This is a genomic window from Herbaspirillum sp. NPDC087042 (genome assembly GCF_044745245.1).
In the GTDB taxonomy this organism is placed as follows: Bacteria; Pseudomonadota; Gammaproteobacteria; order Burkholderiales; family Burkholderiaceae_D; genus Herbaspirillum.
On the sequence record NZ_JBIUZW010000028.1, the window covers coordinates 17,165 to 30,336 of the forward strand.

General features: G+C 63.1%; 12 protein-coding genes, 1 tRNA gene and 1 pseudogene. 8 read left to right on the top strand and 6 right to left on the bottom strand.

All coding sequences use genetic code 11. From position 1 onward, the window contains the following. The first annotated feature begins 105 nt into the window (after window positions 1–105). Window positions 106–2,193 carry a polyribonucleotide nucleotidyltransferase gene (gene pnp / locus ACIPHN_RS24710; protein WP_400441573.1) on the top strand — a complete coding sequence of 696 codons (2,088 nt, stop codon included), beginning with the start codon at window positions 106–108 and terminating at the stop codon, window positions 2,191–2,193. Between the two features lie 348 nt (window positions 2,194–2,541). Then, window positions 2,542–3,834, top strand: coding sequence for an NAD(P)/FAD-dependent oxidoreductase (locus ACIPHN_RS24715; protein ID WP_400441536.1), 1,293 nt, complete (start codon window positions 2,542–2,544; stop codon window positions 3,832–3,834). A gap of 91 nt (window positions 3,835–3,925) precedes the next feature. Here ACIPHN_RS24715 and ACIPHN_RS24720 read toward each other — a convergent pair whose 3' ends face one another. From ACIPHN_RS24720 to pxpB, 6 genes are all read right to left on the bottom strand, one after another. Further along, window positions 3,926–4,930, bottom strand: a complete 1,005-nt coding sequence (locus ACIPHN_RS24720; protein WP_400441539.1) for a DUF2891 domain-containing protein — start codon at window positions 4,928–4,930, stop codon at window positions 3,926–3,928. Window positions 4,931–5,017: 87 nt separating this feature from the next. Next, window positions 5,018–6,004 carry a DUF979 domain-containing protein gene (locus ACIPHN_RS24725; RefSeq protein WP_400441541.1) on the bottom strand — a complete coding sequence of 329 codons (987 nt, stop codon included), beginning with the start codon at window positions 6,002–6,004 and terminating at the stop codon, window positions 5,018–5,020. After that, on the bottom strand, window positions 6,001–6,729 hold the full coding sequence (locus ACIPHN_RS24730; protein ID WP_400441542.1) for a DUF969 domain-containing protein: 729 nt from the start codon (window positions 6,727–6,729) through the stop codon (window positions 6,001–6,003). Before ACIPHN_RS24730 ends, ACIPHN_RS24725 begins: the two co-directional genes overlap by 4 nt. Window positions 6,730–6,988: 259 nt before the next feature. Next, window positions 6,989–7,729: a 5-oxoprolinase subunit PxpA gene (gene pxpA, locus ACIPHN_RS24735; protein WP_400441545.1), complete on the bottom strand. Its 741-nt coding sequence runs from the start codon at window positions 7,727–7,729 to the stop codon at window positions 6,989–6,991. A gap of 10 nt (window positions 7,730–7,739) precedes the next feature. Next, window positions 7,740–8,774 carry a biotin-dependent carboxyltransferase family protein gene (locus tag ACIPHN_RS24740; RefSeq protein ID WP_400441548.1) on the bottom strand — a complete coding sequence of 345 codons (1,035 nt, stop codon included), beginning with the start codon at window positions 8,772–8,774 and terminating at the stop codon, window positions 7,740–7,742. Further along, complete coding sequence (gene pxpB / locus ACIPHN_RS24745; RefSeq protein WP_400441551.1) at window positions 8,771–9,424, bottom strand: 5-oxoprolinase subunit PxpB; 654 nt, start codon at window positions 9,422–9,424, stop codon at window positions 8,771–8,773. Before pxpB ends, ACIPHN_RS24740 begins: the two co-directional genes overlap by 4 nt. Before the next feature lie 197 nt (window positions 9,425–9,621). Between pxpB and ACIPHN_RS24750 the strand changes: the two genes are divergently transcribed. From ACIPHN_RS24750 to ACIPHN_RS24775, 6 genes and pseudogenes are all read left to right on the top strand, one after another. Then, the gene (locus ACIPHN_RS24750; protein WP_400441554.1) at window positions 9,622–10,185 is read left to right on the top strand and encodes a winged helix DNA-binding protein; all 564 of its coding nucleotides are present in this window, start codon (window positions 9,622–9,624) and stop codon (window positions 10,183–10,185) included. A 34-nt stretch (window positions 10,186–10,219) separates the two neighbouring features. Next, window positions 10,220–11,197: an NAD(P)H-quinone oxidoreductase gene (locus ACIPHN_RS24755; RefSeq protein ID WP_400441557.1), complete on the top strand. Its 978-nt coding sequence runs from the start codon at window positions 10,220–10,222 to the stop codon at window positions 11,195–11,197. Window positions 11,198–11,300: 103 nt separating this feature from the next. Then, window positions 11,301–12,050, top strand: coding sequence for a triose-phosphate isomerase (tpiA, locus tag ACIPHN_RS24760; RefSeq protein WP_400441560.1), 750 nt, complete (start codon window positions 11,301–11,303; stop codon window positions 12,048–12,050). 82 nt (window positions 12,051–12,132) lie between these two features. Next, window positions 12,133–12,510, top strand: a complete 378-nt coding sequence (gene secG / locus ACIPHN_RS24765; protein WP_400441563.1) for a preprotein translocase subunit SecG — start codon at window positions 12,133–12,135, stop codon at window positions 12,508–12,510. 108 nt (window positions 12,511–12,618) lie between these two features. Continuing rightward, window positions 12,619–12,703 (top strand) — tRNA-Leu (locus tag ACIPHN_RS24770). Window positions 12,704–12,821: 118 nt separating this feature from the next. Then, a pseudogene (locus tag ACIPHN_RS24775) lies at window positions 12,822–13,172 on the top strand (NADH-quinone oxidoreductase subunit A); the annotation flags it as partial.

Consider the following 13,172-nt stretch of genomic DNA (forward strand, 5'->3'; position numbering starts at 1 on the left):
ACGCCCCCCCCCCGCCCCCCCCCCCGCCCCCCCCCCCCCCCGCCCCGCCCCCCCCCCCCCCCGCCCCGCCCCCCCCCCCCCCCCCCCGCCCCGCCGCCCCGCCCCCTGGAAACCGGCGAAATCGCTCGCCAGGCTTCTGGCGCCGTGGTGGTGTCGGTGGAAGACACCGTCATCCTGGCCACCGTGGTGGCCCGCAAGGAAGCCAAGCCCGGCCAGGACTTCTTCCCGCTGACCGTCGACTACATCGAGAAGACCTATGCAGCCGGTCGTATCCCCGGCGGCTTCTTCAAGCGTGAAGGCAAGCCCTCCGAAAAGGAAACCCTGACTTCGCGCCTGATCGATCGTCCGATCCGCCCGCTGTTCCCGGAAGGCTACCTGAACGAAGTTCAGGTCATCATCCACGTGCTGTCGGTGAACCCTGAAATCGATCCGGACATCCCCGCCATGATCGGCGCCTCGGCTGCCCTGTCGCTGGCCGGCATCCCCTTCAATGGCCCGGTGGGCGCCGCTCGCGTGGCCTACATCGACGGCCAGTACGTCCTCAACCCGACCCAGACCCAGCTGAAGACCTCGCAGCTGGACCTGGTGGTGGCCGGTACCGAAACCGCCGTGCTGATGGTGGAATCCGAAGCCGAGCAACTGTCCGAAGAAGTGATGCTGGGCGCGGTCGTGTTCGGTCACGAACAGTCCAAGGCCGTCATCAGCGCCATCCATGACCTGGTGCGCGACGGCGGCAAGCCGGAAGTTCAGTGGACCGCCCCGGCCAAGAACGAAGCCCTGATCTCGCGCGTCTCGCAACTGGCCGAAGGCCCGCTGCGCGAAGCCTACCAGACCAAGGACAAGCAAGCCCGTACCGAGAAGCTCAAGACCGTCTCGGCACAAGTCAACGAAGCGCTGGTGGCTGAAGCCGCTGCCAACGGCACCGTGGCTGCCGATTCGGCTGACGTCGGTTCCATCCTGTTCGACCTGGAAGCCAAGATCGTGCGTTCGCAGATCCTGGAAGGCGAGCCGCGTATCGACGGTCGCGACACCCGCACCGTGCGTCCGATCTCGATCCGTACCGGCGTGCTGCCGCGTACCCACGGTTCGGCCCTGTTCACCCGTGGCGAAACCCAGGCACTGGTCATCGCGACCCTGGGCACCGCCCGTGACGAGCAGAAGATCGACGGTCTCTTGGGCGAATACACCGACCGCTTCATGCTCCACTACAACATGCCTCCGTTCGCCACCGGCGAAACCGGTCGCGTGGGTACCCCGAAGCGTCGTGAAATCGGTCACGGCCGTCTGGCCAAGCGCGCGCTGATCGCCGCGCTGCCGGCTGCCGACGAGTTCAGCTACTCGGTGCGCCTGGTCTCGGAAATCACCGAGTCCAATGGTTCCTCCTCGATGGCGTCGGTCTGCGGCGGCTGCCTGGCACTGATGGACGCTGGCGTCCCGATGAAGGCACACGTGGCCGGTATCGCCATGGGCCTGATCAAGGAAGGCAACAAGTTCGCCGTCCTGACCGACATCCTGGGCGATGAAGATCACCTGGGTGACATGGACTTCAAGGTGGCCGGTACTGCCAATGGCATCACCGCACTGCAGATGGACATCAAGATCCAGGGCATCACCAAGGAAATCATGCAGGTTGCGCTGGAACAGGCCAAGGAAGGTCGCCACCACATCCTGGACAAGATGCAGGAAGCCGTCCCGGCCGGTCGTGCCGAGCTGTCTGACTTCGCCCCGCGCCTGATCACCATCAAGATCAATCCGGAAAAGATCCGTGACGTGATCGGCAAGGGCGGCGCCGTGATCCGCGCGCTGACCGAAGAAACCGGCACCCAGATCGACATCAGCGACGAAGGCGTGGTCACCATCGCCTCCGTGGATGCATCGGCTGGCCAGGAAGCCAAGCGCCGTATCGAAGAGCTGACCGCTTCCGTGGAAGTGGGCAAGATCTACGAAGGCACCGTCCTGAAGCTGCTGGACTTCGGCGCCATCGTCCAGGTCCTGCCGGGCAAGGATGGTCTGCTGCACATCAGCCAGATCGCCAACGAGCGTGTCAACGCCGTGGCCGACTACCTGAAGGAAGGCCAGCAAGTGCGTGTTAAGGTCCTGGAGACCGACGACCGCGGCCGCCTGAAGCTGTCGATGAAGGCTGCCCAGGCTGAAGAAGGCGGCGAAGCTACTGCTCCGCAAGAAGCACAGTAAGTCGCGCTGAAAGCCGGCACCTGCTTGGTGGTGCCGGCTCTTCGCCAGAAAAAATCCCCCGCGCCGCAAGGCCCCGGGGGATTTTTCTTTGTAGTTTCTTTATGGCGCATGCGGTCATGGGCGGGAAGGGACAATCTGACCAAGTGCTTTCGAACCAAAAGTATGCGATTCTGTCCGTCTGCATTGAGGGAAATCAATTTTCCCGGTGTCGCGATCTTGAGGGGAATCGCGGCCCTGCGATGCAGGCTCATCCGAATAGAGAGTAGGGGACAGCACTGTGCAGGCTGCGGCGATGCGTCAAGCGCGGCGGCACGGGCATAAAAACTATTTACTTTTGAAAGGAAGGCTATGCCCCATGTAGTCATCATCGGTTGTGGTTTCGGCGGCCTGGCCGCTGCGCGTGAATTGGCCAATGCCGGCGCCGACGTGCGCATTACCATGATCGATCGCAGCAACCATCACCTGTTCCAGCCGCTGCTCTACCAGGTGGCCACGGCCGGCCTCTCGGCGCCTGCCATCAGCGCGCCCATCCGCGCCATCCTGGCGCAGCAGCGCAATCTCACCACGCTGATGGCCGCCGTCACCGGGATCGACCCGGTCGGCAAGACCGTTACGCTGGAAGACGACAGCACCATTGCCTACGACCACTTGATCGTGGCGGCAGGCTCCACCCACAGCTATTTCGGCCGCGATGAATGGAGCGCCCTGGCGCCCGGGCTGAAGACGCTGGAAGATGCCTTCGAGATCCGCAAGCGCATCCTCATGGCCTTCGAGCATGCCGAGCGCGAAAGCGATGCGCGTCGTCGCCAGGAGTGGCTGACCTTCACCGTCATCGGTGGCGGTGCCACCGGCGTGGAGATGGCCGGCACGCTGGTGGAGATTGCCCGGCATACCCTGTCCGGCGAATTCCGCAATATCGATCCGCATTCGGCGCGGGTGGTCTTGCTCGAGGGTTCGGATCGCATCCTTGGCGCCTATCCGCCCGACCTGTCGGAGAAGGCGCGCGAGCAATTGCAAAAGCTGGGCGTGGATGTGCGCACCGGCAGCCGCGTGGTGCATATCGACGAGACCTGTGTGCGCTATGCCAACTTCGACGGCGAGCAGACCCTGGCCACCCGCACCGTGATCTGGTCGGCTGGCGTGGCGGCCTCGCCGCTGGGCAAGACGCTGGGCGTGGAGCTGGATCGCGCAGGGCGCGTGCCGGTGTCGGCCGAGCTCAATATCGTCGGCCATGACGACATCTATGTCATCGGTGACCTGGCGGCGGCGCAGTCCGACGGCAAGCCGGTGCCGGGCGTGTCACCGGCGGCCAAGCAGATGGGGCGGGTAGCGGCGCGCAATATCAAGCACCGCATGGCCGGCCGCGCACCGGAGTCTTTCGTCTACCAGGACTATGGCTCGTTGGCCACCATCGGTCGCAAGGCCGCCATTGCCATGGTCGGCAAGTTCAAGTTCTCGGGTTATCCGGCATGGCTGTTCTGGCTGTTCGTGCACGTGTACTTCCTGATCGGCTTCCGCAACCGCATGATGGTGATGGTGGATTGGGCATGGGCCTATTTCACCTTCAAGCGCAGTGCGCGCGTGATTTCGGCGACCATGCCCGAGGATCCCCGGCAGGCCAGCAAGGAAGCCGCGCAGTAGCGCTGTTGACGGCGTTCCCATGGCAGAAGGCCCTCGCATCCGCAGTGGATGCGAGGGCCTTCGCACTTCAGCGGAAGGGCTTGCGCCGTCCTCAGTTCTCCAGCGCCAGCAGCGCGAAGCTGGCCAGCCAGTGGCCGCCGCTGTAGTGGCTGCCCACCACCTGGTCGATCGAGGCGGCGATATGGCGCTGCACCGAGGCTTCCATGGCGCTGCGGGCGGCATGGGTAGGCGGCAGGTGCCGCAGCACTTCCTTCATGCACCAGGCGCGCGAGAGGTTCAGGCCATCCAGGTGGGAAATCTTCTGGTCAGTCGGATCCGAGACATGGGCCGGTTGCATGATCTGCGATACCTCTGCCACGCGCGGCAGGTAGGCGTCGAACCAGTTCGGGAAGGCGTCGTCGGCAAGTACCTTGGTCATCAGCAGTGCTTCGGTCAATGCGCCAGAGATGAATTCGTCGCCGCCCGGCTCGTAGTGAGCGGGATAGTCGGTGTCCTTGCCATAGAAACGCAGCGAGCTGGTGACGATCACGCCTTCGAGCTCGGTATCCTTGACGTAGCGTGCATAGTCCAGTGACTGCGCCAGCGCAAAGGCGGTGTTGAAGTGCGCACCGACGCGGATCGGATAGCTCAGCTTGGAGAGGTAATCCAGCAGGCGACGGCGGATCTCGGCTGTCAGGGGGCGCATCGCGGCATGCCATGTCGCAGCGCGGGGGTGTTTGGATGCCAGCAATTCCTGGTCCAGTGCGAGCAGCCAGCCGAAGCCATAGGGACGTTCGAAGGGCGCGCGATTGGGGGCGCGGAAGTAATCCGTCTCGCGCTCCATCAACTCAGGCGTGAAATGCTCGTCGAAGAGGGCGGTGACCTCATCGGCTACCGGCAGGGACGGGTACAGGTGCAGGCAGCGCAGCAGCAGCCAGTAGCCATGTACCGCAGAGTGCCAGTCATAGCAGCCATAGAACACCGGATGCATCGCGCGCGGCGAGAGGACGTCGCCCGCGTCGTTGAGCAGGTGCATGACGTGGTTGGGATATTCCTGGCGCAGGTAGGCCAGCGGCATGCGGGCAAAGTCTTCTGCCCGTTGGGGGGTAAGTTGCATGAGGGACTCCTTGGACTTCATGAAGCAGGGATGAAACGAAGTGGCCGTCGTCGCAGGATGACGGCCACGCCAGGCTTGCCGATACGATCAGCGGAAAGCCAGGAAATACATCAGGAACACGTTCACCGTCAGCAGTGTCAGCGCCGTGGGCAGCTGCACCTTGATGACCTGGTACTTGTTCTTCAGTTCCAGCAGTGCGGCCGGCACGATGTTGTAGTTGGCCGCCATCGGCGTCATCAGCGTGCCGCAATAGCCGGAGTACATGCCGATGGCCACCAGTGGTGCCGGGTCGGCGTGATGGCCGAGGATCAGGAAGGGCAGGGCGATACCGGCACTCATCACCGGGAAGGCGGCAAAGGCATTACCCATGATCATGGTGAACAGCGCCATGCCCACGCAGTAGATCACCACCACCAGGAAACGATTGTCGGGATTGACGAACAGGCTCACCACCTGCTGTACCGAGATACCGGTCTTGGCAGCGACGAACACGCCACCGAGCATGGCCAGCATCAGCGGCAGGATTGCCGCCCAGCCGATCGAGTCCACCAGGCGACGCGACTGGCGCACTGCCTGCAGCGGCGTGCCGCGGGTCAGCACGCAACCGGCGATCAGAGCGCTCAGGCAGGCCACGCACAGGGCGGCCAGCGTCAGCTGCTTCTGGTCCAGCAGCATCACGCCACCGAGGGACACGCCCTTGAGCAGCACGGTACAGGCCACCGTCACCACCGGGATCAGCACGGCCGGGAAGAACAGCCAGTTGCCCAGTCGCTTGGAGGAGGCCACGCGCTCATCCTGGCTTGAGGTGGCATAGCTGCCCATGGACAGCATGCCGGTGCCGGCGATCAGCGAGATGATGACGACGGTCGCGCCGATGATGCGGTAGGCCATGGACTTGCCGAGGTTGTCCACCAGCAGGTCGCCGAACAGGAACACGGCACCGAACAGGAACCAGAACAGGGCCGTGGTCAGGCGCTTGGGGTTGCCCTTGTCGCGCAGGGTCATGGCCACCAGCATCATGACGATGACGCCGATGAGGTAGTAGATGCGGTTGATGGAAATGAGCGTGCTCATGCGGGCACCTTGGCAGCGTTGGGTTGGGTGGCTTTCCACGCCTGGACATCGCGGGCGATGGAGGCGTCGAGGCGGCTCAGTCGGAACATGTGGATCACCAGCGCCGAGAGGGCGGTGGGGATGGCCCACAGGCCGAGGTGCAGCGGCTCGATGTTGGTGATGCCGTTTTCCTTGAGGAAGGCATCCATCAGCAGCACGGCGCCAAAGGCGATGAAGATGTCCTCGCCGAAGAACACGGCGATGTTGTCGCAGGCGGCGGCATGGGCCTTGATCTTGTCGCGGATGTGCTGCGGCAGGTCGTCGCCATAGGCATTCACGGCCGCGCCTTCCGCCATCGGTGCCAGCAGCGGGCGCACGGTCTGTGCCTGGCCGCCGAGGTAGATCAGGCCCAGTGCGGCGGTACCTTCACGCAGGATGAAGTAGAGCATCAGGATGCGTGCCGAGGTGGCACTGGCAATGCTGGAGATCCAGGCTTGTGCGCGCTCCTTCAGACCGTAGTGTTCGAGCAGGCCGATGATGGGCAGGATCAGCAGGAAGGTCGCCAGCGAACGGCTATTGACGAACTTCTCGCCGAAGGTTTCCAGCAGCATGCCGAAATCCATGCCCACCGACAGGCCGGTGGTGAGACCGGCGACGGTGACCACCAGCAGCGGGTTGAAACGTAATGCAAATCCGGCCACGACGATCGGTATCCCGATCAGTGGCAGCAGTGTCGTACTCTCCATGAAAACTCCCTTTGTGAATTTGGAAAAAATCCTATCGCCGAATTGCAAGGTCCGTGCCAGATGCATCGCTGGAAGCCACGTCCAGTCTGCCTTTGCGGGGCATAGGGGCGTGTCTTTTCCTGCGACCTCACGGGCCTCATTGCGGCGACTTTTCTTATTGTTTTTGGAACGAAACTACAGCTTGCGACTACCTTGAATCAAGTGGTGCTGCCACCATTCCCGCGCCTTGCGATTGACTGCCCAGGCGCGGAAAATGGCTTCATGCTGCTGCGCGCACTGCGATGCGCTCTTCGTGCAGGCGTGCACGAATCTGGCGCGCGAAATCCAGTGCATGCGGCCCATCTCCGTGCAGGCAGACGGTTTGCGCATTGACCTGGACGGTGCTGCCGTCGATGGCCTTGACCTTCTTCTGCTTCACCAGCGACAGGGTTTGTGCAATGGCGTCTTCGTCACTGGTGATCATCGCGCCGGGCTTGCTGCGGGCGACCAGGCTGCCGTCGGCCTCATAGGCGCGGTCGGCGAAGACTTCCTCGACGGCGTTCAGGTCGGCATGGCGGGCGGCGGCGATCAGTTCGCTGCCGGCCAGGCCATACAGGCTCAGTTCGGGATTGAAGGTGCGGATGGCGGCGCAGATGGCGTTGGCCAGCACGGCATCCTTGGCGGCCTGGTTGTAGAGCGCGCCGTGCGGCTTGACGTGGGTCATGCGGCCGCCTTCGGCGCGCACGATGGCGTCCAGTGCGCCCAACTGGTAGAGCATGCCGCTGAAGATTTCCTCGGGCGGCACCTGCATGGTGCTGCGGCCGAAGTTCTCGCGGTCGAGGAAGCTGGGGTGCGCGCCGATGGCTACGTGGTTCTGGATTGCCCAGCGTACGCAGCGGCGCATGGTGGCGGCGTCGCCCGCATGCCAGCCGCAGGCGATGTTGGCGGAGCTGACCAGGGTCAGCAATTGTTCGTCGGTGTCGCAGCCTTCGCCGAGGTCGGCATTCAGATCGATGTGCATGGCGTGTCCCTTATTTTCGGTAAAGCGTTGCACGCGACCAGTCCAGTGCGGCAACCGTGTCGCGGATGGAATCCAGATAGCTCTGCTGCTCTTCTGCGGCGGCCAGTGCATCGGCCAGTTCGCAGGGCTCCAGTCTGAGCGTGGCGTTCAATGGCGCTTGCGCCAGCTTCCACAGGTCGGCGCCGATCACCACGCCGATCTTGGGATAACCGCCGGTGGTCTGGGCGTCGCCCATGAGGATGATGGGCTGGCCCGAGGGCGGTACCTGGATCACGCCCGGTACCACGCCATGGGAGAGCATGTCGCGACCCTGCTTGCGCTTGAGTTCCTCGCCTTCCAGACGATACCCCATGCGGTTGCTGTTGGGCGTGACTCGCCAGGTCGCACCCCACAGGGCTTCGCGCGAGCCCTTGGTGAATTGCTCGAATTCCGGACCAGGCAGCACGCGCAGCGTGACATGCTGGCTGTGTTCATCTTCGCGCAGACCCAGGCCGCTCCAGCGCGGCGAGCGCATCCCGAAGGCCGGGCCGTGCACGGCGGCGGATGCGGCCTGGGCATCGCCGATGGGCAGCTTGTCGCCGCGCTTGAGGGCGCGTCCCTGGTGGCCGCCGAAGCCGGCTTTCAGGTCGGTGCTGCGCGAACCCAGCACCAGCGGCACATCGATGCCGCCGGCCACCGCCAGGTAGGTGCGCATGCTGTGGCGCGGGGCGTGTTCCGGGTTGTCGGCGGCGGCCAGGCTGAGCTTGAGGACGCTGCCGGCGCGCACCGGGATGCTCCAGCAGGCGGCGATGGGGTGGCCATTGAGGGTGGCGCCGATGTCGTCGCCACCGAGGGCAATACGGGTGTCGGCGGTGAAGCGGATCTCGCACAGGCCCATGGTGATTTCCAGGCCGGCGGCATCGGCCGGATTGCCCACCAGCAGGTTGGCGCTGGCCAGCGCCAGGGTATTGAGGGCGCCACCAGGGTGGATGCCCAGGCTGCGATGGCCATGGCGGCCCAGGTCTTGTACCGACGCCAGCATGCCGGGTTGAAGGATGTCCATCATGATTCCACGCGCTCCACGGTAAAGCGTACACGGTCGCCCGGACGCAGCAGCGTCGGCGCTTCCTGGCTGGGGTCGAACAGGCTGAGCGAAGTGCGGCCCAGCAATTGCCAGCCGCCGGGCGAGGCCATGGGGTAGATCCCGGTCTGCTCGCCGCCGATACCCACCGAACCGGCCGGGATGGTGACGCGCGGCGTGGTGTGGCGGGGCGTGGCCAGTTCCGGCGCCAGGCCGCCCATATAGGCGAAGCCGGGCATGAAGCCGATGAAATAGACCACGTACTCGTCGCCGCTGTGACGGGCGATGACTTCATCGACGGAAAGACCGGTATGGCGTGCCACGTTCTCCAGGTCCGGGCCGCCGGTGCCGCCGTAGACCACGGGGATCTCGACGGTGCGGCCGGCGTGCTGCTGGACGTTGAGCCTGGGCCAGTGCTGGGTGATGCGTTGTGCCAGTGCGGCCAGGTCGCTGACCGGGCGTCGGGTGATGAGGGTCAGGTTGTTCATGCCGGGCACGACTTCGCTGACTTCGTCCCAGCTCTCGGCCAGTTCGGCCAGGGCCCAGATGCGCTGCTGCTGGGCCAGGGTCGCCGGGGCCGGCAGGCTGCAAAGCAGCGCGCTGTCGCCCAGCGGGTGGATCTGAGGTGGCTGCATGGTGTCTCTTGCCTCGCCTGTGATTTGTTTTAAGACCCCATCGATGCCACTGGAAGGGGTTCAAGGTGCGTCCGTGTGATGCCCTGCTTTTTTGCGGATATTACATTCCAGGCAAAATATAAACAATATGTCGATAAATTATTTATTTGTCTTTGCGATATAGTGTTGCCATTTCGTCGCCCTTCGCCTGATCGCCCATGAACAACGAGACGCCAGAATCCGTCCAGCCGCCGCAGCCTGCCGCTGCCGGGGCAGTCAAGCCCACCAAGATCGTTTCTTCCCAGCATCTGGTCTCCGAGCGCAGCGCCGAGCTCTCCGAGCTGGAGTACGCGCTGATCATGGCCAGTCATGCCTTCAACCGCTGGATGGTGCGCTGCATGGCCGCCGCTGGTGCCAAGGACATGACGGCCATCGAGGTGTCGTTGCTGCATCACGTCAATCATCGGGAGCGCAAGAAGAAGCTGGCTGATATCTGCTTCGTGCTCAATGTCGAAGACACCCATGTGGTCACCTATGCCCTCAAGAAGCTGGTGAAGGCCGGCTACGTCAAGAGCGAGAAAGCCGGCAAGGAATTGCTGTTTTCGACCACGCCGGCCGGTCAGGACCTGTGCATGAAGTACCGCGAAGTGCGCGAGCGCTGCCTCATCGAGGTACAGGCCGAGAGCGGCATCCCCAACCAGGCCATCGGCGAGGCGGCGCAGTTGCTGCGCAATGCTTCCGGGCTGTATGACACGGCTGCGCGCGCCGCGGCTTCCCTGTGAGTCGACTCGCAGGGCATTGAGAAAAGGATAGGACATGCGAGCCATTGAAATTAAGGAATTTGGCGGCCCCGAGGTATTGCAGCCTTGCGAGCGCCCCATGCCGGAGCTGAAGCCCGGTGAAGTGCTGATCAAGGTCCATGCGGCCGGTGTGAACCGGCCTGACGTGTTCCAGCGTACCGGCAACTATCCGGTGCCGCCGGGGGCTTCCGACCTGCCTGGGCTGGAAGTGGCGGGCGAGATCGTGGCCGGCGACCTGGGTGATAGCGGTTTCAGGCTGGGTGACCTTGTCTGTGCGCTGGTGCAGGGCGGTGGCTATGCCGAATATTGCGCCGCGCCGCTGGCGCAATGCCTGCCGGTCCCCAAGGGCTTGAGCGCGCTGGAAGCGGCGGCGCTGCCGGAGAACTATTTCACGGTCTGGAGCAACGTCTTCGACCGTGGCCAATTGTCGGGCCAGGAAACCCTGCTGGTGCAGGGCGGATCCTCGGGCATCGGCGTGACCGCCATCCAGATCGCCCGTGCGCTGGGGCATCGCGTGTTTGCCACGGCCGGCAGCGCCGAGAAGTGCCGTGCCTGCGAAGAGCTGGGGGCGGAGCGCGCCATCAATTACAAGACCGAGGACTTCGAGGCGGTGGTGAAGGACTTGACCGGTGGGCGTGGTGTTGACGTCATCCTGGACATGGTGGGTGGCGATTACCTGCCGCGCGAGATCAAGGCGCTGGCCGACGATGGCCGGCTGGTCTTCATCGCCCAACTGGGCGGTAGCAAGGGGCAGCTGGACATGGGCCAGGTGATGCGTCGTCGCCTGACCATCACCGGCTCCACCCTGCGCCCGCGCCCGGTGGCCTTCAAGGCGGCGATTGCGGCCAATCTGCGCCAGCATGTGTGGCCGCTGATCGAGGCGGGCAAGATCAAGCCGGTGATCCACCAGCGCTTCCCGCTGGAACAGGCGGCCCAGGCGCATGCCATGATGGAAAGCAGTACCCACATCGGCAAGATCATGCTGGAGCTGTAAGAGGGTAGGGCAGCAGGCAGGCGGTCTGGTTTGACCGTCTTTGCGGCTACCGGCTACAATACGAGGTTATCCAAATTCACACCAATCTCGTAGAACATAGCCTATGCGTCGCAAACTCGTAGCCGGTAACTGGAAAATGAATGGCAGCCTGGCTGCCAATGCCGCGCTGATCGCCGGTATCAAGGAAGGCCTTGTGGCCGGTGCCTGCGATGTCGCCGTCTGTGCGCCGGCGCCTTATCTGGCGCAGGTGCAGGCTGCGGTGGTCGGTTCGGTCGTGGCCTCGGGTGCGCAGGATATCTCTGCGCATGCCTCCGGTGCCTATACCGGCGAAGTCTCGGCAGCCATGTTGCAGGAGTTTGGTGTGCAGTACGTCATCATTGGTCACTCCGAGCGTCGCGCCTATCATGGCGAGTCCGATGCGGCGGTAGCGGCCAAGACCGTGGCGGCACTGCAGGCTGGCCTGGTGCCGCTGGTGTGCGTGGGCGAAACGCTGGAACAGCGCGAAGCCGGCCAGACCAACGATGTCGTGGGTGGTCAGCTCGATGTGGTGCTGGCAGCGTTGTCGGCTGAAGATGCGGCGCGCATCGTGGTAGCCTATGAGCCCGTCTGGGCCATCGGCACCGGCAAGACCGCCACGCCTGAGATGGCGCAGGAAGTGCACGCGATGCTGCGCGCCCGCCTGCAGGTCAAGAGTGCGGAGGCGGCTGCCAAGGTGCGCATCCTCTACGGTGGCAGCATGAAGCCGGACAATGCCGTGCAGCTGCTGGCGATGGCGGACATCGATGGTGGTCTCATTGGCGGCGCAGCATTGAAGGCAGCGGATTTCCTGGCCATCATTGCAGCGGCGGCCTGATTAGTGAAGTAAGGGGTTTGTCAGGCGTGCGAGGGATACTTCGGCGGCTGGCGATTGAAACATCAAGAGTGGACTCGTTTAAATGAATACTTTGTTTTTGGTTGTGGTTGTAGTTCAGGTGCTGGCGGCGCTGGCGATCATCGGTCTGGTGCTGTTGCAGCACGGCAAGGGCGCCGACATGGGTGCGGCCTTTGGTTCCGGTGCGTCCGGTAGCCTCTTCGGTGCGACCGGTTCGTCTAACTTCCTGTCGAAGTCGACTGCTGTGGCAGCCGGCATCTTCTTCGTGGCGACCCTGGGTCTGACCTTCATCGGCAATCACCACAGCGCGCAAAGCGGTGGTGTGATGGATAACCTGCCTGCTGCAGCCCCGGCTCCTGCTCAGCAAGCTGCGCCTGCTGCACCCGCTGCGCCGGTCGATGCGGCCAAGCCGGCTGACCAGTCGAATCAGATTCCGAAATAAGTTTTTGCGGATTCTGGAATAATCGAAGAATTAATTCATAAGAATCTTAGTTTTTGCAGATTGTGCATTGAACAAAAGTAACAAATGAAGTTAAAATAGCAGTCTCAGGCCGACGTGGTGAAATTGGTAGACACGCTATCTTGAGGGGGTAGTGGCGAAAGCTGTACGAGTTCGAGTCTCGTCGTCGGCACCATGAAATGAAATGAAAAGCCAGCGAAGGTCTTAGTGCCTGAGCTGGCTTTTTGTCGAGGAAGTTTCTGATTGATATTGAGAATCATTCCCATCGATAAACCAACGCATAGCGGCCAATCGTGAACCTCGAAAATTACTTCCCAGTTCTTCTGTTTATTCTTGTCGGCATCGGTGTCGGTGTCGCTCCCCAGCTCCTCGGTCGTCTCCTGGCTCCCCACAAGCCGGACGCACAAAAAACATCTCCCTACGAGTGCGGTTTCGAAGCGTTTGAAGATGCGCGCATGAAGTTTGACGTGCGCTACTACCTGATCGCCATCCTGTTCATCCTGTTTGACCTGGAAACCGCCTTCTTCTTCCCTTGGGGCGTGTCCATGCGTGAGCTGGGCTGGCAAGGTTTCGTCACGATGATGGTCTTCATCGCTGAATTTGTTGTCGGATTTTGGTACATCTGGAAAAAGGGTGCCCTGGAT